Below are 21705 nucleotides of genomic sequence, written 5' to 3'. Positions count from 1 at the left end.
GCAAGCGATCCGGAGGGGGCCTCACCGAGTGAGCATCGTGATCGTCAGGCGCCCCGAGCGCCGACCCAGTCCGAAACCGCCACGCGGCGAGATCCTGCTGGAGTCTCCACCCGAGATTCCAGAGGTCCAGGCGCAGGGCATGCAGGCCGTGCTGACCTACCTGCCGATGGTGGCGGGGGCCGCAGCCATGGGCCTGATGTTCACCGCGGGCGGCAACAGCAATCCCATCATGTACGTCGCGAGCGGCATGTTCGCCATCTCCATGGTCGGCATGACGCTCGGCCAGATGGGCAGGCAGGCGGGCGAGCGCAAGTCCCGGCTCAACGGCCTGCGCCGCGACTACTTCCGCTACCTGTCACAGGTCCGCAGAAAAGTACGCACGACCGCGCGCCAGCAGCGCGAGGCGCTGGAGTGGGGCGGCCCGCCGCCCGAGTCGCTGTGGTGGATCGCGCTCGGCCCGAGGTTGTGGGAGCGTCGCCCGCGCGACGAGGACTTCGGCACCGCCAGGCTCGGCACCGGTGTGCAGAAGCTGGCCATCCAGCTCATCCCGCCGGACACCAAGCCGGTCGAGGACCTGGACGCACTGTCGGCGGGGGCGCTGCGCAGGTTCGTCAGGGCGCACTCGACGGTGGCCGAACTGCCGGTCGCCGTCGCACTGAGCTCGTTCGCCAGGATCAATGTCACCGGCGACCCCGCGGCCGTACGCGACCTGATCCGGGCGATGGTCGCGCAACTGGTGGTGTTCCACTCGCCGGACGACATGCGGATCATGGTGTGCGCCGGCAAGGAGTGGATGGCCCAGTGGGACTGGGTCAAGTGGCTCCCGCACGCCCTGCATCCCGACGAGGTCGACGCGGCGGGCCCGGTGCGGCTCATGGCCGAGAACCTCGGCGACCTGGACAGGCTCGTGGGGGCCGACCTCAAGGAACGGGCGCGCTTCAGGCCCGGCGGCTCGGGCGACGCGCTGCCGTACCACGTGTTGATCATTGACGGCGGGCGGGTGCCTTCGGACTCGCAGCTCGGCGGGGACGCCATCAGCGGGGTGACCGTCATCGACCTGTCGGGGTCGGCGGGCGCGGTCGAGGAGCAGGGCACGCTGCGGCTGGACGTCCAGCCCGACGGCTTCTACATGATCAAGCTCGACCACGCGGGCAAGCAGAGCGAGACGCGGCTCGGCGATCCCGACCGGCTCGACTTCCTGCGCACCGAAGGGCTGGCCAGGCAGCTCGCACCGCTGCGGGCCTCCACGGCCGCCAGCGACGGCGAGGTGCAGGACCTGCTGAACGTCAACACCTCGCTCACCGACCTGCTCGGCGTCGGCGACGCGGGCCGGATCGACACGGGCGAGACCTGGCGGCCACGCGCCGGGCGCAACAGGCTCAGGGTGCCGATCGGCCTGGGCGCCGACGGCCGTATGGTCGAGCTCGACATCAAGGAGTCGGCGCAGGGCGGCATGGGACCGCACGGCCTGGTGATCGGCGCGACCGGCTCGGGCAAGAGCGAGCTGCTGCGCACGCTGGTGCTCGGCCTCGCCCTCACCCACTCCTCCGAGATTCTGAACTTCGTCCTGGTCGACTTCAAGGGCGGCGCGACCTTCCTCGGCCTCGACACGCTCTCGCACGTCTCGGCGGTCATCACGAACCTGGAGGACGAGCTCCCCCTGGTCGACCGTATGCACGACGCCCTGCACGGCGAGATGGTCAGGCGTCAGGAGCTGCTGCGCTCGGCGGGCAACTACGCCTCGCTGCGCGACTACGAGCGGGCCAGGGAGCAGGGGGCGGCCCTCGCGCCGATGCCGACGCTGTTCGTGGTGCTGGACGAGTTCAGCGAGCTGCTCACGGCCAAGCCGGAGTTCATCGAGCTGTTCGTGATGATCGGCAGGCTCGGGCGTTCGCTCGGCGTGCACCTGCTGCTGGCCTCGCAGCGGCTCGAGGAGGGCCGGCTGCGCGGGCTCGACACCCATCTGTCGTACCGGATCGGTCTGCGGACGTTCTCGGCGATGGAGAGCCGGGTGGTGCTCGGCGTGGCCGACGCCTACGAGCTGCCGTCCTCGCCGGGCAACGGGTACCTGAAGTTCGACACGACCGCGATGACCCGCTTCAAGGCCGCCTACGTGTCGGGCCCCTACCTGCCGGACCTGCGCTCCGCCCCGATCGTCGACGGCAAGCCCGTCTCGGCGCAGGTGGTCGAGTACAGCCCCGTCTACGCCCCCGTGCCCGTCGTGCACGAGCCCGAACGGCCTGCCGACGAGGACAGCAAGACGCCTCAGATCAGCCTGCTCGACGTCGTCGTCAGACAGCTGGAGGGCAAGGGCCCGGCCGCGCACCGCATCTGGCTGCCCCCGCTGGTCGAGCCGCCCACCCTCGCCCACCTGCTGCCGCAGCTGTCCATCACGCCCGAGTACGGCCTGTCCACGCCCGGCTGGAGCGGGAGGGGCAGTCTGAACGCGGTCATCGGGATCATCGACAAGCCGTTCGAGCAGCGGCGCGACCCGTTCTGGCTGGACCTGTCGGCCGCGGCGGGCCATGTCGGCGTCGCGGGCGGCACGCAGAGCGGCAAGAGCACGGTCCTGCGCACGCTGATCACCAGCATGGCGCTCACCCACACCCCGCGCGAGGTGCAGTTCTACTGTCTCGACTTCGGCGGCGGCTCGCTCGCCGCCGTGGAGAGCCTCCCGCACGTCGGCGGCGTCGCCTCCCGGCTGGACGGCGACCGGGTCAGGCGCACGGTGGCCGAACTGGCCGGACTGCTGCAACAGCGTGAGCGCGAGTTCGCCGAGCAGGGCATCGAGTCGATCAACGCCTATCGCCGCGCCCTGGCCGACCAGTCGATCGAGGGCGACGGCTGGGGGGACGTCTTCCTCGTCGTCGACGGCTGGCTGACGATCAGGCAGGACTTCGAGGCGCTGGAGGCGGTCATCACCGACCTGGCGGCGCGCGGCCTCGGCTACGGCATCCACGTCGTGGCCGCGACCAACAAGTGGTCGGAGTTCAGGCCCGGCATCCGCGACCTGTTCGGCACCAGGGTCGAACTGAAGCTCGGCGACGCCTACGAGTCGGAGATCAACCGCAAGCAGTCGCTCGCCGTACCCGAAGGTGTGCCCGGCCGTGGGCTGACCAAGGACGGTATGCACTTCCTGTCCGCGCTGCCGCGCATCGACGGCGTGCAGAGCGCCCAGGACCTTCCGGCGGGCGCCAAGGCGCTCGTCCAGGCGGTCAGGGACGCGTGGACCGGACTTCCGGCCAAGAGAGTACGGCTGCTGCCCTCGGTGCTGCCCGCCGCGACGCTTCCCGGGCCGGACGAGACGGGCAAGCGCATCGCGATCGGCATCGACGAGGCGACACTCAGCCCGGTGCTGCTCGACTTCGACGTCGATCCGCACTTCATCGTGGTCGGCGACACCGAAAGCGGGAAGTCGAACCTGCTCAAGGTCATCTCCGAGGGCCTGGTCGCCAGGTACACGCCGCGTGAGGCGATGCTGATCGTGATCGACTACCGCAGGTCGCTGCTGGACACGGCGGTCAGCGACAACCGCATCGGCTATGCCGCCTCCAGCGCGGCGGCGGCCGGGCTGATCGGCGACGCGCGCAGCGCCCTGCTCAAACGGCTGCCGCCCGCCGACCTGACGCCCGAGCAGCTGCGGGCCCGCGACTGGTGGCAGGGGTCCGACCTTTACATCGTGGTCGACGACTACGACCTGGTCTCGGGCTCGTCCAATCCGCTGCTCCCGCTGGCCGAACTGCTGCCCGTCGCCCGCGACATCGGACTGCACCTGGTGATGTCGCGGGCCATGGGCGGTCTCGGGCGTGCCATGTTCGACCCGATCCTGCAGCGGATGAAGGACCTGGCCAGTCCCGCCGTCATCCTGTCCGGGTCCAAGGACGAGGGCTTCCTGTTCGGCAATGTCCGGGCGCATCCGCTGCCGCCCGGCCGTGGGTACTACGTGGACAGGAAGTTCGGCGCGCGGCTCAGCCAGACGGCCTTCCAGACGCCTCCCGAGGAGTGACGCCGCCGCCCCCTCCCCCGCCGGGGCCTCATCTGGGGTCGGAGGGGTAGGGGGTGGGTGTCGTGGGGTCGACCAGGTCCTCGTAGGAGATCCCCGGTGGCAGGAGCGGGGACAGCAGCCGCCTCGCCTCCTCGGCCGCCTTCGTGTTCGCCTCGTCGATCTGACGCAGGAGGGTCTCGGCGAGTTCGGCGGTGTTCAGTTTTCTGTACGTACGCGGGTCCAGTTTGATGTCCAGGATCCGGCCATGGGGTCCGGCCGTCACGGAGACGAGGCCGTCGGCCGAGCTGCTGGTCGCCGTCACCTCTCCCGCCTGTCCCGCGATCTCGCTCAACCTGGCGACCTGGCGGTTGTAGTCCTCGGTCAGCCCCTGGATGGCCCTGGTGAGGTCATCACTCATGCTCATCTCCGCAAGTCCGATCTGAAAACTTGGACCTTAGCGACTCTCCGGACTTATCGCCATAAGATCGCATGCGAGTAGGATCTTCGGCGTTGGCTGGGATCTCACGACCAGTGGCGGGGCAAAGGGGAGCGCCGATGACCGGTATGGACATCCACTACAAGGCGCTCGACGAGTGCCGATCGCTGACCCTGACACTCAGCGGCAAGTTCAACTCGGTGGCCGAGAGCTATCCGGCCGCCGCGACCAATGCCGCGGTTTTCGGCAACCTGCCCACCGCCTCCACGCTCGCGGCCCAGGTCAACGCCGTCGAGAAGATCGTCGACGAGGAGGCAGGCCGGGTGGGCAGCCTGCTCGTCGGCGTCGAACGCGCACTCGACCAGGTTCAGACGAACGTCAAGAACGCCAACGCCGCCTCGGGGGTCCGATGACCGACCCGCTGTCCCTCGTCCCCGACACGGCCACGCTCCACGCCGAGATCGCCAAGATCGTGTGCGACCCCAAGGCAGTGCGCGCCGTCGCCGCACGCTGGCGTGCCACCGCGGGCAGCTTCGACGAGCACACCGGCAGTCTCGGCAGGGCCGTCGGCCGCGTCGACGACGCCTGGCAGGGCGCCTCGGCCCAGGCCTTCGACGAGTACATGCTCAAGTACGGCAAGGCGGGCGACGCCATGCACGACGCCCTGATCGACGCGGCCAACTCCCTCACCCTGCTCGCCGAGGCTCTGGAGTCCGCCCAGTCGAAGATCAACAGCGTGTCCGGGAAGCTCATCCTCGACGTCAACACCCATACGAAGGCCAATCCCTCCCAGAAGCCTGAGGAGGTGGCCAAGGTCATCACGCCCTGGGTCAAGCAGGCCGTGACCGACGTACAGGGCCACCTCAAGACCGCCGACGACGCCGTCGTCACCGCGAACACCGCCATCAAGAGGTACATGGACGAACGTCCCGCCTCGTTCCTGCCGATCACCGCCGCCGGCGACCAGCCCTTCACCCCCGACGGCAAGCGCACGATCGACTGGCAGCGCACGGCCGGCTACAAGGGCGACGGCGGAGGTGGCGGGGGTGGAGGCGGCAACGGCTCCGGGGGCGGCTCCGGAAGCGGCGACGGCGGTTCGGGCGGATACGGCTCCAGCGGCCCACCGCCGTCGGCCGGCGCCGCCGCGCCCACCGCACAGGTCAAGGCCTGGATCGACGAGGCCATCGAGGCCCTGAAGGCCATGGGCTACCCCGTCGAGAAGATGAACCCCGGCGACATCGCCACCATCATCCAGCACGAGTCAGGCGGCAACCCCCACGCCATCAACAACTGGGACTCCAACGCGGCTGCCGGGATTCCGTCCAAGGGGTTGATGCAGACAATCGACCCGACGTTCGACCGCTGGGCAGCCGAAGGCCACAAGAACATCTACAACCCGGTGGACAACATCATCGCCGGGGTCCGGTATGCCATCGACCGGTACGGGTCGGTGTCGAACGTACCCGGGATCGTGGGGCTGCGGACGGGGAGCGGGTATCGGGGGTATTGAGCGGGGGCGGTCGTGGGTCGTGGGCTAGTGAGTGCGCGCTTGAGGGGGCGCGCGTGGTGGTCGGCGTCGGGAGATGCTCCCTAGAGAGCCGCCGGGGACTCGTGGGGGCTCGTGGTGTCGGTGCGGTTGAAGGCGTGTGACGCGCAGTCGCAGCTGCCCTGAGGCAGATGCGTACGCATCCCGCGCAGCTGCCCGGGATGCGTACGCAAGGGCGCGGTTGTCGAAGCCGGGAGAGGCTCCGAAGGCTCACAGAAGCTCACAGAGAGCGCACAACGGGACTCGCGGGGGGTTTCTCGGAGGTGGCGCTGTTGAAGGCCCGTGACGCCTGACCACAGTTGCCTCTGGGCAGGCTCATGCTGCCCGCCCAGGGCGAACTGCCGCTACCTCTTCCGCTGTCGCTACCCAAGGCGCTCACATGGGGCGAGTGGCCCACGTGGGAGAGCCCTGTGGGGACTTGTGATGGTCGCCGCCGTTTGAAGCGGTCGATACTCAACCGCAGTTGCCCCAGGGCAGGCTTGTGCTGCCTGTGTTGCTGCCGCCTGAGACGCGTACGCATTTGCCCTTGCCGTAGGCCTTGGCCGGGCCGGCGTAGTACTCGAAGGAGCCGCTGTCGGCTGCTGAGCCGCCGTTCTGGACCTCCAGGGTGACGCGTACCTGGGTGGCCTTGCCCACGTCCGACGTCTTCATGGCGACGGCGCAGTTCTGGCCGGTGGAGCTGTTGTAGAGCTGGTACACGGTGCCGCCGGTGAAGCCGCTCGACCGCTGGACGTAGAAGCCGGAGCCGCACACCTGTACGGGGGTGTAGGGGTTGCTGCGCTGGGCCGGGGGTGGTGGAGGCGGCGGGGCCACCGGGGGTGCGGTGGTCGGTTTGGGCGTGGGCTTCGGGGTGGGGGGCTTCGGGGGTGCGGTCGTGGGCTTCGGGGCCGGCTGGGGAGTCGCCGGCTTGGTGGTGGGAGGTTTGGGCGTGGGTGGCTTGGGGGTTGGGGGTTGGGTGGTCTTGGATTTGGGGGGTTGTGCGGGCTTGGTGGGCTTCTTTGTGGGCTTTGTGGGCTTGGGGGTCTTGGAGGCCTTCGTGGCCTTGGGGGTGGGCTTCTTGGTGGGCTTGGGTGGGGGCGCGACGGTGTGGGGCTGGACGATGGGCTGGGTGGGGAGGGGCTGGGGCGGAGGTACCACTTCGGGCACGTCGGGTGTGGGGGCGTCCGAGTGGAGGTCGATCGGTCCTACGGCGTTCTCCGGCGCGTCCGACGGCATCGGCTCGTCGGGCGGCGGTGGGAGGGCGATCGCGGGCTGCAGGGACTGGGGCGGTAGCTCCACGGCCTGTTCGGCTGCGGCCGGGCGTAGGTGGTCACCTGAGTACTGCGTGACACCCCACACACCCAGGCCGCCCATCGCCACCACCACCGCGACCGCCCCCACCAAACCCACCGGAACACGCCGCGCCCGCCGTACAGGCGCCTGCTCCGCAGCCGCCCCACCCGCCGCCCGCCCCTGAGGCATCGGCGGCACCCCCCACACCGACCCCCCACCTTCCTCTACGGCAAGCATCCCCGCACCGAGGTTCCCCGGCACCCCGTCACCCCGCCCACCCGATCCCGAGACGTCACCCTCGCCAGGCACGACGGAAGACCCACCCATGTCCTCAGCCACATCGGCACCGGCACCGGAAGCGGCAGAAGGCTCAGAGCCGGCCACCCCCGAGACGAACACCTCCCCTTCCACAAGCTCCCCCGCAGCCACCCCCTCGGACGCCGATGCCGAGACCCCCACCCCAGGCACCCCAGACGCCAAGCCCTCCCCCACCGAAGGCGTAAGCGCCGAGCCCGACGTGGCAGCAGACACGGACGTCACATCAGGCGCGGACGCGACAGAAGGCGCAGACGTCGTCGCAGGCAGGGGCCTCGAACCGGGCAAAGACGCCGGAGCAGACGCGGACGTCGCGGCAGGCACGGACGTCGTCGCAGGCGCAGGCGTCGTCGCAGACGCGGACGCCGCGGCGGGCAAGGACCCCGGAGCAGGCTCGAACGTGGCAGCAAGCTCGAACGCGGCATCCGGCTCGAACGTCGCGCCAGACGCAGACACAGAAGCCTCAGAAACAGACGTACCAGACGTACCAGACACACCAGGCGCAGACAATCTCACCCCAGACGCCCCACCCCCCTCAGAAGCCTCACCCCCAGACGACTCCCCTCCCCCCGGCTCCCCCTCAGGCACCCCCGGCTCCCCCAAAGGCGAGGCCGAAGGCGCCTCCCCCTCCGAACCCCCACCGCCAGGCTCGCCGGGAACCGCCCCACCCAACGGCGCCGCCCCCACAAAAGGCCCCACAACCACTCCACCCGAAGGAAGCGCTCCCACCAACCCCCCAGAACCCCCCGCATCCACCGAATCAACCTCACCCACCGCACCAACCTCACCCACCGACTCCTCCCGCCCCAACCCCCCACGCAACTGCAACAACCCCATGGAAGCCGTAGGCCGCCCCCCAGCCTCCTCAGCCAACCCCGCCGCCACCACCCGCCTCAACGCCTCACCAACCCCCACAAGCCCACCCACAAGCTCGTCCCCTACATCCCCAGCCCCCCGCCCAGTCCCCGCAAACACCACACACCCCGCCCACCCGAACACATCAGCCGAAGGCCCATGGCGCAGCCCCATCCGCTGCTCAGGCGCCAAATACGCGACATCCACCACCCCGACCGCCCCGGCCCCAGCCGCCTCGCCCCCACTCCGCCCGGCCTCGACAAGCTCAACCCCGTCCGCCCCCACCACCACACACCCAGGACAAACTCCACCATGAAAGAGCCCCGCCAGATGCAGAGCGTTCAGTGCGCCCAGCAGCTGCACCGCCAGCCGTTCCAATGCCTGCCCGGTGAGGGGGCCGTCCGAGGTGACGACCTCCGTCAGGGTGCGGCGGAGGGGGGCGGGGCGGGGCTCTTTCATGGTGGTCCTTTCAGGCGGCCTCAGCCGCAGAAGCCCCAGGGGGTGGTGGCCTGGGTGGCGCCACCGCCGGAGATCTTCACGCACTTGCCCTTGCCGTGGACCTTGACGGGGCCCGCGAAGTACTCGAAGGCGCCGCTGTCACTGACCGAGGCGCCGCCCTGCACCTCCAGCGTGATGCTGGTCTGCGTGGCCTTGCCGACGTCGGTCGACTTGATGGCGGTCGCGCAGTTCTGGCCGGTCGAGGCGTTGTAGAGCTGGTAGAGCGTGCCCCCGCTGTACGGCATCGAGCGCTGCAGCCCGAAGCCGGGACCGCAGACGCTCGCGGGCGTGTACGGGTTGGGCTTCTCGGCGGGCGGCGGCGGGACGGGCTTGGGCTCCTCCGGCTTCGGCGGCTGCGGCGTGATCGACTGCTTGACCGGCGGCTTGGTCGGCTGCTTCACACTCGTGACCGGCTTGGGCGTGGCCGAAGGCACCGGCGCGACGGGAGCCGGCGTGACGGTCGCGGGCGCGTGGGTGGGCGACGGGGCCACGGTGACCGTGGGGCTCGGCTGAGCCGTCGTGGTCGGACCGGGCGAGGCCGTCGGCGAGCCGGACGGCGACGGGTAGCCCGAAGGCGAGGCCGTCACCGTCACCGTGGCCGCCGGCGAGGGCGAGACGTTCGGCTGGGTCGGGCTCGCGGTCGGGGCCGGGTCGTGCTTGGCCTTGCCCTTGGCCGTGACCGTGGGGGTCGCGAGCGTGGTGGGCGGCTGGGCGGTGGGCACGACGACAGGGGCGACGGTGACCGTGCCCTGGGGGGTCGGCACCGGGATGACCTCGGGCTCCTTGGGGCCGTTGGACGCCCACGCCTCGGGCTCCAGGTCGAGCGGGCGCACGCCGACGTCGTCGGACGGGTTGGTCTTGAGCGCCCACGGCACGGTGACCTCGGGCTGCGGCTGCTGGGTGGCGCCGATCACGGAACCACCGCCGCCGTCGCCGCCTCCGGTCTGGCCGCCCGTCTGGTCGGCGCCCGACTTGGCCTTGTCAGCGGCGGCCTGTTCGGCCGCGGCGGGGGTGAAGGCGCTCTCGTCGCCCGCGTACTGGCTGGCGCCCCACAGTCCGGCGCCCGACATGAGCGCGACGGTGGCGACGGCCGCGGCCAGGCCGATGGGGAACTTGCGCTTGGGCGAGGCCGGCTGCACGGTCGCGGTGAGCGGCGTCCAGGACTGCTGCTCGGGCATGCCGGGCGCGGCCCAGGTCTCGCCCTTGGGCTGCGGCGGCAGGATCTGCCCTTCGTGCGCGTCGTCGTACTGGTCGACGGGCCCGGCCTCCGGCGCCAGCGTGACCCCTTCGAGCGGCTCGTCGACGTCGGCGACGGCGCCCGACAGGTCGGCGAGTGCCGCCGTCTCGGCCGCGAGGGGTCCGGCCGTGATGGCCTTGCCCGCACCGGCGACCAGCCTGTCGACGTTCTTGCCGCCGAGCACCTGCAGCATCGCCGTGTAGGTGGTGGGGCGGCCCGCGGGATCCTTGGCGAGCGCGGCCGAGACCACGCGGTGCAGCGGATGCGACAGCTCGCCCAGCACGGGTTCGGCGTGCAGGACGGCGCTCGCGTCGTTGCCGAACGGCGGCGTGCCGGTCGCGGCGAACACGACGGTGGCGGCCCAGGCGAAGACGTCGGCGTAGGGGCCGTACTGCAGGCCGTTCAGGATTTCGGGTGCCCGGAAGGCGACGGCGCCCGCGGGCTCGCCCACGCCCGCGTCGGTGATGCGCGGCCCGTCGGGGCCGATGAGGACGTTGGTCGGGGTCAGGCCCCGGTGCGGGATGCCCGCGAGGTGGATCGCGGTGAGCCCGGTGAGTACTCCGACGGCGACGCGTTCGAGTGCGACCCCCGACAGCGGGCCGTCCTGGTTGACGACGTCGAAGAGCGTGCGGCCCTCGACGTGTTCGCGTACGAGGTAGGGCTGGTCCCCGTGCCAGCCTGCCTCCAGCGTGCGCGCCACGAACGAACTCGAAACGTTTCCAGCAGCCAGCAGCCACTCGACGACTTCGTCCCTGACCTCGGGGCTCGCGTCGGGCGCGGCGGGCAGCAGCTTGATGACGCGGGCGTCCGCGTCATCGGCGGTCCGTCCGAGATAGATCGCGCCGCGCGGTCCCGCGCCCAGCCGCCCGAGTACGGCGTAGTCGCCGATCTGCTCGGGCTCCCCCGGCCCCAAGGGGCTTAATTCCCCCATAACAATCCTTCCAGCGCCAAGTCATGATCCAGGTGCCATTCAACCAAATTCGTCCCATACGCATCAGGGGTTTCAGCGGTTGATCGACAATTCACCGTCAAGTTGTCGTCAGTTCGCCGGTCCGGCCCGCCAGCCCCTGCGCCTGCCCATCGGCATGACCACCCGCACGGTCAGCACGATCAGCGCGAGGGCCAGCGCCCCGCCGCCGACCGAGAGCCCGATGGTCAGCGCCCGCTCGTCCACGGGAGGCGCCTTGCTGATCGCCTCGGGCGGCAGCGGCTCCGGCCTGGGCGGCGCGAGCGCGGGATTGGCCGACTCCCCCGGCAGGATCGCGGTCACCGCGGCCAGCGGATTGACCATTCCGGCCCCGGTGCCGGTGCCGAGCTGCCCGTCGGCGGTCTGGGCGACGCGCCGCCGTACCGCGTCCTCGCGCAGGTGCGGGAAGCGGGCGCGGACCAGGGCCACCACCCCGACCACGTACGGCGTGGCGAAGCTGGTGCCCTCCAGGTCCGACTGGAAGGTCCCGCCGATCCAGGTGCTCGTGATGTCCTTGCCCGGCCCCATGACGGCGACGGGCGTGAGGTAGTTCGATGAGGGCGCGAGGCTGCCGTCGCTGAGCGCCGAGCCCACCGACAGCACGCCTTCGTAGGCGGCCGGGTAGGCGGGCACCGGCTTCTCGTCCTCCTTGAGGTTCCCGGCGGCGGCCACGACGACCACGTCCTTGGCCCTGGCGTACTCCACGGCCGACTTCAGCTGCGGCACGTCGCTCGCCTGGAGTGAGACGTTGATCACGTCGGCCCCGAGATCGGCGGCCTTCCTGATGCCTTCGGCCAGCAGCAGCACGTCGCCGATGCGGTCGTGGCTCTGCTTGATGGAGATCAGCTTGACGTCGGGCGCCACGCCGACGAACAGCACGCCCTTGGTCGGCCTGGCCGCGATGATGCCCGCGACGGCCGTGCCGTGTCCCAGGCACGGCTTCAGCCCCTGGTGGGTGAGGTCGGCATGCTGGGCCACCCGCAGCTGGGGGTGCTTCCAGTCCACACCGCTGTCGACGACCGCGACCGTGACGCCCTTGCCGGTCGTCAGGTGCCACACCCGCTTGGCGTCGAGCCGCCGCTGCGCCCACGGCTCGGCGACGGCCAGACTCTCGGGCCGGTGGCAGGCGGCGGCCGAAAAGGCGGCCTGTGGTGCGGCGAATGCCGTCGTGCCCGCCACCAGCGCGGCGGCGACCAGCGCACCCGTCACCCGACGAGTCCCTCTCCCCGTCCCCCGACGGATGCCCCGCGTCAGAACGCCTGGGGCGAAACCCCGACCGATCATGACCGGGAAGCCTAGCTTGTCGGCATCAACACCGACATATCCCACCAGAAACCCACGATCCCAGGGCACGACGAAGCGCCCCAGCCGCTAGCGCGGAGGGGCGCGAAGCCGGTCGATCAGGTCAGCGGGTGGCCGACTCGATATTGCCCCGGTAGGTGTTGATGACGCGGGACGCCTCCTGCAGTTCCTCGGCCATGCGCTGGAAGGCGGCCCGATAGTTCTGCCAGGCGCCGTTGAAGCGCTCGGCGCCGGGGCCGGTCCACGCGGTGCCGACCTTGGCGGCCTCACGGTCGAGGGCGGCCATCGTCGTGCGCACCTGGTCGGCCTGCTGGGTGAACTGGGTGGCCATCTGCTGCATCTCCGCGGGATTGCCACCGAGCAGGTTCTGGCTCATGCGTCTCCTCTTGAAGCGAAGGTCGTCTTGAAGCATCGTGCGAGCAAGCGACCTCACCTTAGGCGTCCGATCCGCCAGGACAAGGGCGTTATGCCGAGCGGCTATGAACGGCTACCTTCGCTCGGAGAACTTCATGGACCCGAAGGAGCGGCATGCGCGAGGTAGTGGTCACCGGCGGCGGCACCGGCATCGGCTACGCGATCGCGGCGGCCTTCCTGTCCCTGGGCGACAGCGTCACCATCACCGGCCGCAGGGAGCACGTCCTGAAGGCCGCCGCCGAGCGGCTCAGCATCGGCCCGCGCGTGCGGTGCGTGAGCTTCAACGCGGCCAGCCCCGTCGCGGTGAACGACGCGCTCGGCAGGCTGCCCGCCACGGTGGACGTCCTGGTCAACAATGCCGGGGGCAACACCAATCTGGACAGGGGCCAGGACCCGGGCGACCTCATGGACGTCGCCGAGGCCTGGTGGGCCAACCTCAACGCCAATCTGATGTCGGCCGTCCTGGTCACCTCCGCGCTGCTGCCCCGGCTGAGCGACGGCGCCCGCGTCGTCACGATCGGCTCCATCGCCGCGCGCGGCACGGGCTCGGGCTCCTACGGCGCCGCCAAGGCCGCGGTGGAGTCGTGGACCGGCGACCTGGCCGCCGAACTCGGCCCGCGCGGCATCACGGCCAATGTCGTCTCGCCCGGCCTGGTCGTCGACACCGAGTTCTTCAGGGGCAGGCTGACCGAGGAGGGCATCAGGCGGCGCGTCGAGGGCACCCGCAACGGCAGGCCCGGCACACCCGCCGACGTCGCCGACACCGTCGCCTTCCTCGCCTCTCCCGGCGCGCGCCACATCACCGGACAGGTCGTGCATGTCAACGGCGGCGCCTATTTGGGAAGGTAGAAGGTCCCGGGCCCGCACGGACGCGCCGATCGGCGAGTCGTACACTCCGTGAGAGGTTCGCCAGCCCGCACGAACGAAGGGGACGACGCCGGTGCGCAAGGTTCTGATCGCCAATCGCGGTGAGATCGCCGTGCGGGTCGCACGCGCCTGTCAGGACGCCGGCCTGGCCAGTGTCGCCGTGTACTCCGACCAGGACCTGGACGCCCTGCACGCCAGGGTCGCCGACGAGGCGCACGCGCTGGGCGGCAGTTCGCCCGCCGAGACCTACCTCGACATCGGCAAGCTGCTGCGCATCGCCGCCGAGACCGGCGCCGACGCCGTGCATCCCGGCTACGGCTTCCTCGCCGAGAACGCCGCCTTCGCCCAGGCCGTCATCGACGCCGGGCTGACCTGGATCGGCCCGCCGCCGTCTGCGATCTCGGCGCTCGGCGACAAGGTGCAGGCCAGGCACATCGCACAGAAGGTGGGCGCGCCCCTGGTCGCCGGGACGAAGGACCCGGTGTCCGGCGCCGACGAGGTCGTCGCGTTCGCCGCCGAGCACGGCCTGCCCATCGCGATCAAGGCCGCATACGGGGGCGGCGGGCGCGGCCTCAAGGTGGCCCGCACGCTGGAGGAGATCCCGGACCTGTACGAATCGGCGGTCAGGGAGGCGGTGACCTCCTTCGGCAGGGGCGAGTGCTTCGTCGAGCGCTACCTGGACCGGCCCCGCCACGTCGAGACGCAGTGCCTGGCCGACGCGCACGGCGACGTCGTGGTGGTCAGCACCCGCGACTGCTCGTTGCAGCGCCGCCACCAGAAGCTGGTCGAGGAGGCGCCCGCGCCCTTCCTCGACGACGCCCAGATCGACCTGCTGTACACCAGTTCCAAGGCCATCCTGAAAGAGGCCGGGTACGTCGGGGCGGGCACCTGCGAGTTCCTGGTCGGCCAGGACGGCACGATCTCCTTCCTCGAGGTCAACACCAGGCTCCAGGTTGAGCACCCGGTCACCGAGGAGGTCGCGGGCATCGACCTGGTACGCGAGATGTTCCGCATCGCCGAGGGCGAGCCGATCGGATACGGCGACCCGGAGGCACGCGGCCACTCCATCGAGTTCAGGATCAACGCCGAGGACCCCGGCAGGGGCTTCCTGCCCGCCCCCGGCACGATCACCGCCATGCGCACGCCGAGCGGCCCCGGCGTCAGGCTCGACTCCGGCTACGAGGCGGGCACCACCGTGCCGCAGACGTTCGACTCGCTGGTCGCCAAGCTGATCGTCACCGGCCGCACGCGCCGCGAGGCCGTCGAGCGTTCGCGCCGCGCCCTGGCCGAGTTCGAGATCGACGGCATGCCGACCGTGCTGCCCTTCCACCGCGCGATCGTGACCGACCCGGCCTTCGTCGCCGAGCCGTTCACCGTGCACACCCGGTGGATCGAGACCGAGTTCGACAACACCATCCCCCCGTACGGCGGCGCCGCACCCGCCGAGGAGCCCGCCGAGCGCGAGCGGATCACCGTCGAGGTGGGCGGCAAGCGGCTCGAGGTCGTCCTGCCCTCCGGGTTCGGCGCGCGGCGCGGGCCGCAGGGCGGGGCGAGTGCGCCCAAGCGTGGCAGGAGCGCCTCCAGGAAGCCGGCGGCCGGCGGCGACAGCCTGGTCAGCCCCATGCAGGGCACGATCGTGAAGGTCCTGGTCGGCGACGGCGACGCGGTGGCCGAAGGCGACACGGTCGTGGTGCTGGAGGCCATGAAGATGGAGCAGCCGCTGACCGCGCACAAGGCGGGCACGGTGACCGGCCTGACGGCCGTCGTCGGCCAGGCGGTCAGCTCCGGCGCGACGCTGTGCGAGATCAAGGACGCCTGACCGAGGCGGCCGGGTGTGATCTCGGCCACACCGTCTGGCACCGCGCCGCGGGGTCGCGCCTCCCGCATCCCGGCGCCGCCGGGCGCCCGGGATCGGGAAGGCCTGACGCTGATCGGTGGTCCGGCGGGGTAGCGTCGAGGTCGAGGAACTTTGTCGACCGCTCATTCGTCCTCATGGGCGAAGGAGGCTTGCTGCCGTGACCATGATCAGTTCGATGCGCAAAGTGGGTGCAGCGCTGCTCGCGCTGTTCGCCGCGACGCTCATCGTGTTCGCTCTCTCGCCCGCCGCGCTAGCCGCGGCCCCGCCCGACGCCGCCACCGTGGTGGCGTCCTGGAAGGACAACGGGCCGCTCTACGTCCAGGACGGCGCCGCGCTCGACGCCGACCAGCAGTCCGCGCTGCGTGACACGTTGGAGAGCTCGAAGTCCAAGGTCTATGTCGCGGCTCTGCCTGACGGCACGGTGACCGACCCCAAGACCTACATCTCCGACCTGGGCAAGGCGGTGGCGGCCACCGGCAAGTCCGGTGAGTACACCGTGGCCCTGCTCGACGGGCCCTCGCTGTTCGCCGGCTCCAACTTCGGCAAGGCGGGGCTGACCAACCAGCTGTCCCAGCTCGCCGTGCGCAACAACGACAACATCGTCGACGGGATGAACGACTTCGTCGCACGCGTCAACCTGGCCGCCGAGGGCAAGACCCGCTCGGCGCTCGACTCCGGCGCGGTCGGCGGTTCGGGCGGCGGCAGCGGCGCGCTGATCGGTCTCGGCGTGATCGCGCTGGCCGGTGGCGGCGGCTACTTCCTCTACTCCAAGAACAAGAAGAAGAAGCAGGCCATCAAGGACGCGGCCGACCTCGCCGCGGTCAAGCAGACCGTCGAGGAGGACGTCACCGCGTTCGGCGAGGAGATCACCGCGCTCGACGCCGACGTGACGCTGCTCGGCGAGGGCGGCGGCCACCTCACGGAGTGGGCCACCGCGCTCGACTCCTACGAGAAGGCCAAGACGCAGCTCGCCCAGGTGAAGCAGGCCGAGCAGATCCGCGAGGTCACCTCGACGCTGGAGGACGGCCGCTACGCGCTGGCCGTCGTGAAGGCGCGGGTCAACGACCAGCCGGTGCCCGAGCGCCGTGCGCCCTGTTTCTTCAACCCGCAGCACGGCCCCTCGGTCCGTGACGTGCGCTGGGCGCCTCCCGGCGGCGCGGTGCGCGACGTCCCCGCCTGTGCCGCGGACGCCCACGCCATCGAGCAGGGCTACGACCCGCAGATGCGTGAGGTCATGGTCAACGGCCAGCGCAGGCCGTACTACGACGCGGGTCCGGCCTACGCGCCCTACGCCTACGGCTACTACGGCGGCTTCGGCGATGTGATGACCATGATGTTCGTCGGCACGATGATGAGCAGCATGATGTTCGGCGGCTTGGGCATGGGCGGCTACGGCGCCGGATATGCCGACGGCGCGGCCAGCGGTGGCGACTTCGGCGGCGGGGGTGACTTCGGCGGCGGAGGCGGCGGCTGGGGCGACTTCGGCGGCGGTGGCGACTTCGGTGGCGGCGACTTCGGCGGCGGCGACTGGTAGGCCCGCACGAGGCTCACTGAGCTCGATGACCGCCCTGCCCGTGTTCTACGGGCGGGGCGGTTTCGTTTTGTAAGCTTTTGGCAAGTGAATGTCAAAGATCGGCTGGCAGACTCGGGGCCGGTTCTAGGAGGCCCCCTCATGCGACGTCTAGTCACGCTTGCCCTGCTCGCGGCGTTTGCCGTACCCCTTGCTTCGCCCGCCTACGCCTCGGCTCAGGGGCCGTGCCGGCCCGGGTCGGGTCCCAATCTCAGGGGCAAGGACTTCACCGACGGGCGCCGCCAGCTGCCCTACAGCCTGCGTTGCGCCGATCTGACCAAGGCCAAGCTCGACGGGGTCGAGCTCACGCAGAAGGACATGACGGGGGCGATCCTGCGTGACGCCTCACTGCGCCAGGCCGATCTCACCCAGGTGACGCTGAAGTACGCCGACCTGCGGGGGGCCGACCTGAGCGAGGCCGACCTCGGGCAGGTGCAGGGCGACTACGCCGACCTGCGCGGCGCCCTGCTCATCGACGCCGAAGGCACCCAGGCGCAGCTGCCCAAGGCCGACCTGAGCGGCGCCAAGCTCACCAGGGGCGTGTTCGGCCAGGCCGACCTGACCCTCGCCAAGCTGGTCGGCGCCGACCTCACCGACGCCTCGTTCGGCCAGGCCAAGGCGCGCAAGGCCGACTTCACCAGGGCCAAGATGCACGAGGCCAAGATGAGCTCGCTGACGGGCATGAACGCGATCTTCCGCGACGCCGACATGCGCGAGGTCGAGCTGACGATGGCCGACCTGGACGGCGCGAGCTTCCAGGGCGCCAACGTGCAGGACGCCGTGTTCACGATGGCCGACGACCTCAACCTGACCGGCTCGGTCGGCAAGCCGAAGAGCGTGCCCGACGACATGATCGGCCAGATCACCGAGGCCCTGGAGACGCCGGACGGCGAGGAGCAGCCCTCGACCGGCGACCAGCCCGAGAGCACGCCGACCGCCGCAGGCACCCCGCTGGCGGCCAAGCTGCCGGTCGGCCTGATCCTCGTCGTGGTCAGCGCGGTCGGCCTCGCCGTCACGCTGGTGGTGTGGGCGTCGGCGGCGCAGCGGCGGCACAAGGCGGCGGCCAGGTTCGCCTTCGCCAGGCAGGTCTCCGACGAGGAGGTGACCAGGCTGGGCGAGGAGATCGACGCGCTCGACTTCGACGTCAAGGTGGTCGGCTACCGGGGCACGCCGTCCGGCGACATGGACTGGCGTCTCGCCCTGGACGCCTACGAGGCGGCCAAGCGCGCCCTGTCGGTCGCCAGGAGCACCTCGGAGCTGCACTTCGTCGCCCAGGCCGTACAGGACGGCAGGAACGCGCTGCAGCGGGTCAGATCCCGATCGAGGTCATAGGCTGCATCAGGCGGCGGGCCGCCTCGGTGATGGAGCCGGACAGCGAGGGATAGACCGCGAAGGTGTGGGCGAGCTGGTCGACGGTCAGGCGCTGTTGCACGGCGACCGACACCGCGAGGATCAGCTCGGAGGCGCGCGGCGCCACCACGACGCCGCCCAGCACGATGCCGGTGTGCGGGCGGCAGAACAGCTTGATGAAGCCGTCGTTGAAGCCCTGCATCTTGGCGCGCGCGTTGGTGGCCAGCGGCAGCTTGACCACGTTGGCCTCGATCTCACCGGCCTCGATCTGCTTCTGCGACACCCCGACGGAGGCGATCTCCGGGTCGGTGAAGATGTTGGAGGCGACGGTAGCCAGGCGCAGCGGCTGCACCGCCTCGCCGAGCGCGTGCCAGACCGCGATCCGGCCCTGCATGGCGGCCACCGATGCCAGCATGAGCACGCCGGTGCAGTCGCCCGCCGCGTAGACGCCGGGCGCGGAGGTGCGCGAGACCTTGTCGACCTGGATGAAACCGCCCTTGTCCAGCGTGACGCCCGCTTCCTCGAGGCCGAGGCCCGTGGTGTTGGGCACCATGCCGACCGTCATCAGGCAGTGCGTGCCCTCGGCGGTGCGGCCGTCCTCCAGCGTGACGACGACGCCGTCGGCCGTGCGCTTGACGGAGGCGGCGCGCGAGCGGCCCATGACGTTCATGCCACGCCGGCGGTAGACCTCTTCGAGGACCTCGGCGGCGTCGGCGTCCTCGTTGGGCATCATGCGGTCGCGGCTGGAGACCAGCGTGACCTCCGAGCCGAGCGAGCGGTAGGCGCCGGCGAACTCGGCGCCGGTGACGCCCGAGCCGACCACGACCAGGTGCTCGGGCAGCTCGTCGAGGTCGTAGAGCTGACGCCAGGTGAGGATGCGCTCGCCGTCGGGCTCGGCGGTGTCCAGGATGCGCGGGGTGGCGCCGGTGGCGACGAGGACGACGTCGGCCCTGATCGTGCGGTCGCCCGCGCGCACGATGCTCGGGTCGACGAGCCTGCCCTCCGCCCTGACGATCTCGACGCCTTCGGCCGCGAGCCTGGCGCCGATGTCGGCCGACTGGGCCTGGGCCAGCTCCACCACGCGCTTGTTGACCAGAGGCATGTCGACCTCGGCCGTGCCCGCGTCGCCGTCGGCCCCGCCGGAGAAGTGCACGCCGAGCGAGGGCGCGTCCAGGAGGGCCTGTTTACGCACGGAGGTGGCGATGAGCGTCTTGGAGGGCACGCAGTCGGTGAGCACGCATGCGCCGCCCGGCCCTTCGCGCTCGACCACCGTCACCTGTGCGCCCAGTTGTGCGGCCACGAGCGCCGCTTCGTAGCCGCCAGGCCCGCCGCCGATGATCACGATCCTCGTCACGTGTCCCATTCTTCCGTATCCAGGGCCCGCGCGACGAACGGGGGAGGCAGCCGGGCGCTAGTCTTGGTTGCTGTGCCTGTCTACGCCGCCTACGGCAGCAACATGGACCCGAAACAGATGGCCATGCGTGCGCCCCACTCCCCCATGCGGGGCACGGGGTGGCTGCAGGGATGGCGTCTGACATTCGGTGGTGACGACCTCGGCTGGGAGGGCGCGCTCGCCTCGATCGTCGAGGACGGCGACTCCCAGGTGTTCATCGTCCTGTACGACGTGCCCGAGTGGGACGAGACCTCGCTGGACCAGTGGGAGGGCGCGGCGCGCGGCCTCTATCACAAGGTCAGGCTGCGGGTGCACACCCTCGACGGCGACGTCGTCGCCTGGTTCTACGTCCTCGACAGCTACGAGGGCGGCCTGCCTTCCGCCCGGTATCTGGGCATCCTGTCCGACGCGGCCGAGCATGCGGGAGCTCCTGACGACTACGTCAAGGACCTGCGTGGCCGGCCGTGCAAGTCCCTCGGCACCTGATCGGCGAGCCCGGTCGTGGAGCCAGATCGTGGAGTTCGCGCATGACGCCCGCTGAGCTTGAGGTCGCCGACCTCACCGCCGAGCTGATCCGCATCGACAGCAGCAACTACGGCGACGGCAGCGGTCCGGGTGAGCGCGCCGCGGCCGAGGTCGTGCTGGCCAGGCTGGCCGAGGTCGGCATCGAGGCCGACTACATCGAGAGCGCGCCCGGCAGGGGCAATGTCGTCACGCGCATCGAGGGCGGCGACCCCTCGCTGCCCGCTCTGCTGGTGCACGGCCATCTCGACGTCGTGCCCGCCAACGCCGCCGACTGGAGCGTCGACCCGTTCGCCGGTGAGATCCGCGACGGCTACGTCTGGGGCCGTGGCGCGGTCGACATGAAGGACATGGACGCGATGATGCTGGCCGTGCTGCGCCAGCTCACCCGTGAGGGCCGCAGGCCACGGCGCGACCTGGTCTTCGCCTGGCTGGCCGACGAGGAGGCGGGCGGCCAGTTCGGCGCCAAGCACCTGACGGCCAAGCATCCCGAGCTGTTCGAGGGCGTGACCGAGGCGATCAGCGAGGTCGGCGGCTACTCGGTCGAGGTCGACCCGTCGCTGCGCCTGTATCTGATCGAGACCGCGCAGAAGGGCCTGGCCTGGATGCGCCTGGTCGCCGACGGCACGGCCGGGCACGGTTCCATGCTCAACTCCGACAACGCGGTGACCGAGCTGGCCAAGGCCGTGGCCAGGATCGGCGAGCACAGGTGGCCGATCACGCTCACCCCGACCGTGCACCGGCTGCTGAACGAGGTGTCCGACGCGTTCGGCCTGCCGTTCGATCCGGACGACCCCGGGCCCACGCTGGAGCGGCTCGGGCCGCTGGTGAGGTTCGTCGGCGCGACGCTGAGCCACACCACCAATCCCACGATGCTGAATGCCGGCTACAAGGCCAATGTCATCCCGGGCCAGGCCTCTGCCGTGATCGACGGCAGGTTCCTGCCCGGCCACGAGGACGACTTCTTCGCCACGCTCGACACGCTGCTCGGGCCGCACGTGCGCAGGGAGTTCGTCACCCATGACATCGCGCTGGAGACGACGTTCGACGGCGCCCTGGTCGAGTCGATGATCGCCGCGCTGAAGGCCGAGGACCCGACCGCGCGTGCCGTGCCGTACTGCATGTCGGGTGGCACCGACAACAAGACGTTCTTCGCCGATCTGGGGGTGCGCGGGTTCGGTTTCGTGCCGCTGCGGCTGCCTGCCGGGCTCGACTTCGCCGCGATGTTCCACGGCGTGGACGAGCGGGTGCCGGTCGACGCGTTGCAGTTCGGGACCCGTGTCCTGGATCGGCTGCTTATGACGTACTGAGATACATT

Annotated in this window: 15 protein-coding genes; 9 read left to right on the top strand and 6 right to left on the bottom strand. The window is 70.7% G+C overall.

Features of this window, described 5'->3' with window-relative positions:
• The first annotated feature begins 28 nt into the window (after positions 1-28).
• On the top strand, positions 29-4006 hold the full coding sequence (gene eccCa, locus ACTWNK_RS07995; protein ID WP_474303214.1) for a type VII secretion protein EccCa: 3978 nt from the start codon (positions 29-31) through the stop codon (positions 4004-4006).
• 28 nt (positions 4007-4034) lie between these two features.
• Here eccCa and ACTWNK_RS07990 read toward each other — a convergent pair whose 3' ends face one another.
• Positions 4035-4403: a YbaB/EbfC family nucleoid-associated protein gene (locus ACTWNK_RS07990; protein ID WP_474303213.1), complete on the bottom strand. Its 369-nt coding sequence runs from the start codon at positions 4401-4403 to the stop codon at positions 4035-4037.
• A gap of 137 nt (positions 4404-4540) precedes the next feature.
• Here ACTWNK_RS07990 and ACTWNK_RS07985 point away from each other — a divergent pair, with 137 nt between their 5' ends.
• Together ACTWNK_RS07985 and ACTWNK_RS07980 are read left to right on the top strand one after the other, a co-directional pair.
• Positions 4541-4834, top strand: coding sequence for a hypothetical protein (locus ACTWNK_RS07985; RefSeq protein WP_474303212.1), 294 nt, complete (start codon positions 4541-4543; stop codon positions 4832-4834).
• Positions 4831-5931, top strand: coding sequence for a transglycosylase SLT domain-containing protein (locus tag ACTWNK_RS07980; protein ID WP_474303211.1), 1101 nt, complete (start codon positions 4831-4833; stop codon positions 5929-5931). Before ACTWNK_RS07985 ends, ACTWNK_RS07980 begins: the two co-directional genes overlap by 4 nt.
• A 489-nt stretch (positions 5932-6420) precedes the next feature.
• On the opposite strand, the gene ACTWNK_RS07975 is transcribed toward ACTWNK_RS07980, so the two are convergent.
• From ACTWNK_RS07975 to ACTWNK_RS07960, 4 genes are all read right to left on the bottom strand, one after another.
• Positions 6421-6780 (bottom strand): hypothetical protein, encoded by a 360-nt coding sequence (locus ACTWNK_RS07975; protein ID WP_474303210.1) that lies wholly within the window; start codon positions 6778-6780, stop codon positions 6421-6423.
• A gap of 2108 nt (positions 6781-8888) precedes the next feature.
• A complete protein-coding gene (locus ACTWNK_RS07970) occupies positions 8889-11075 on the bottom strand; it encodes a serine/threonine protein kinase (protein ID WP_474303209.1) in 2187 nt (728 codons plus the stop codon).
• 108 nt (positions 11076-11183) lie between these two features.
• Positions 11184-12320 (bottom strand): S8 family serine peptidase, encoded by a 1137-nt coding sequence (locus tag ACTWNK_RS07965; RefSeq protein WP_474303208.1) that lies wholly within the window; start codon positions 12318-12320, stop codon positions 11184-11186.
• Between the two features lie 196 nt (positions 12321-12516).
• Positions 12517-12789, bottom strand: coding sequence for a WXG100 family type VII secretion target (locus tag ACTWNK_RS07960; protein WP_474303207.1), 273 nt, complete (start codon positions 12787-12789; stop codon positions 12517-12519).
• A 152-nt stretch (positions 12790-12941) separates the two neighbouring features.
• On the opposite strand from ACTWNK_RS07960, the gene ACTWNK_RS07955 reads away from it, so the two are divergent.
• From ACTWNK_RS07955 to ACTWNK_RS07940, 4 genes are all read left to right on the top strand, one after another.
• Positions 12942-13676, top strand: a complete 735-nt coding sequence (locus ACTWNK_RS07955) for an SDR family NAD(P)-dependent oxidoreductase (RefSeq protein WP_474303206.1) — start codon at positions 12942-12944, stop codon at positions 13674-13676.
• Positions 13677-13767: 91 nt separating this feature from the next.
• Positions 13768-15513: an acetyl/propionyl/methylcrotonyl-CoA carboxylase subunit alpha gene (locus ACTWNK_RS07950; RefSeq protein WP_474303205.1), complete on the top strand. Its 1746-nt coding sequence runs from the start codon at positions 13768-13770 to the stop codon at positions 15511-15513.
• A 214-nt stretch (positions 15514-15727) separates the two neighbouring features.
• Positions 15728-17086 (top strand): hypothetical protein, encoded by a 1359-nt coding sequence (locus ACTWNK_RS07945; protein ID WP_474303204.1) that lies wholly within the window; start codon positions 15728-15730, stop codon positions 17084-17086.
• 138 nt (positions 17087-17224) lie between these two features.
• The gene (locus ACTWNK_RS07940; RefSeq protein ID WP_474303203.1) at positions 17225-18454 is read left to right on the top strand and encodes a pentapeptide repeat-containing protein; all 1230 of its coding nucleotides are present in this window, start codon (positions 17225-17227) and stop codon (positions 18452-18454) included.
• Here the strand turns inward: ACTWNK_RS07940 and ACTWNK_RS07935 are convergent.
• The gene (locus ACTWNK_RS07935; protein WP_474303202.1) at positions 18432-19826 is read right to left on the bottom strand and encodes an NAD(P)H-quinone dehydrogenase; all 1395 of its coding nucleotides are present in this window, start codon (positions 19824-19826) and stop codon (positions 18432-18434) included. The genes ACTWNK_RS07940 and ACTWNK_RS07935 overlap by 23 nt on opposite strands.
• A 72-nt stretch (positions 19827-19898) precedes the next feature.
• On the opposite strand from ACTWNK_RS07935, the gene ACTWNK_RS07930 reads away from it, so the two are divergent.
• A complete protein-coding gene (locus tag ACTWNK_RS07930; protein WP_474303201.1) occupies positions 19899-20351 on the top strand; it encodes a gamma-glutamylcyclotransferase family protein in 453 nt (150 codons plus the stop codon).
• Positions 20352-20392: 41 nt separating this feature from the next.
• Complete coding sequence (locus tag ACTWNK_RS07925; protein WP_474303200.1) at positions 20393-21697, top strand: M20/M25/M40 family metallo-hydrolase; 1305 nt, start codon at positions 20393-20395, stop codon at positions 21695-21697.
• Positions 21698-21705: the final 8 nt, after the last annotated feature.

The organism is Nonomuraea sp. IBHARD001, assembly GCF_056106265.1.
The sequence above is the reverse complement of the archived record's forward strand: the minus strand, read 5'-3'. Positions and strand labels throughout refer to the sequence as shown.

Bases quoted from the DNA above. Each gene is read 5' to 3' on its own strand.
- ACTWNK_RS07990 (WP_474303213.1), bottom strand. From the start codon at position 4,403: ATGAGTGATGACCTCACCAGGGCCATCCAGGGGCTGACCGAGGACTAC.
- ACTWNK_RS07985 (WP_474303212.1), top strand. From the start codon at position 4,541: ATGACCGGTATGGACATCCACTACAAGGCGCTCGACGAGTGCCGATCG.
- ACTWNK_RS07980 (WP_474303211.1), top strand. From the start codon at position 4,831: ATGACCGACCCGCTGTCCCTCGTCCCCGACACGGCCACGCTCCACGCC.
- ACTWNK_RS07970 (WP_474303209.1), bottom strand. From the start codon at position 11,075: ATGGGGGAATTAAGCCCCTTGGGGCCGGGGGAGCCCGAGCAGATCGGC.
- ACTWNK_RS07960 (WP_474303207.1), bottom strand. From the start codon at position 12,789: ATGAGCCAGAACCTGCTCGGTGGCAATCCCGCGGAGATGCAGCAGATG.
- ACTWNK_RS07955 (WP_474303206.1), top strand. From the start codon at position 12,942: ATGCGCGAGGTAGTGGTCACCGGCGGCGGCACCGGCATCGGCTACGCG.
- ACTWNK_RS07945 (WP_474303204.1), top strand. From the start codon at position 15,728: ATGCGCAAAGTGGGTGCAGCGCTGCTCGCGCTGTTCGCCGCGACGCTC.
- ACTWNK_RS07940 (WP_474303203.1), top strand. From the start codon at position 17,225: ATGCGACGTCTAGTCACGCTTGCCCTGCTCGCGGCGTTTGCCGTACCC.
- ACTWNK_RS07925 (WP_474303200.1), top strand. From the start codon at position 20,393: ATGACGCCCGCTGAGCTTGAGGTCGCCGACCTCACCGCCGAGCTGATC.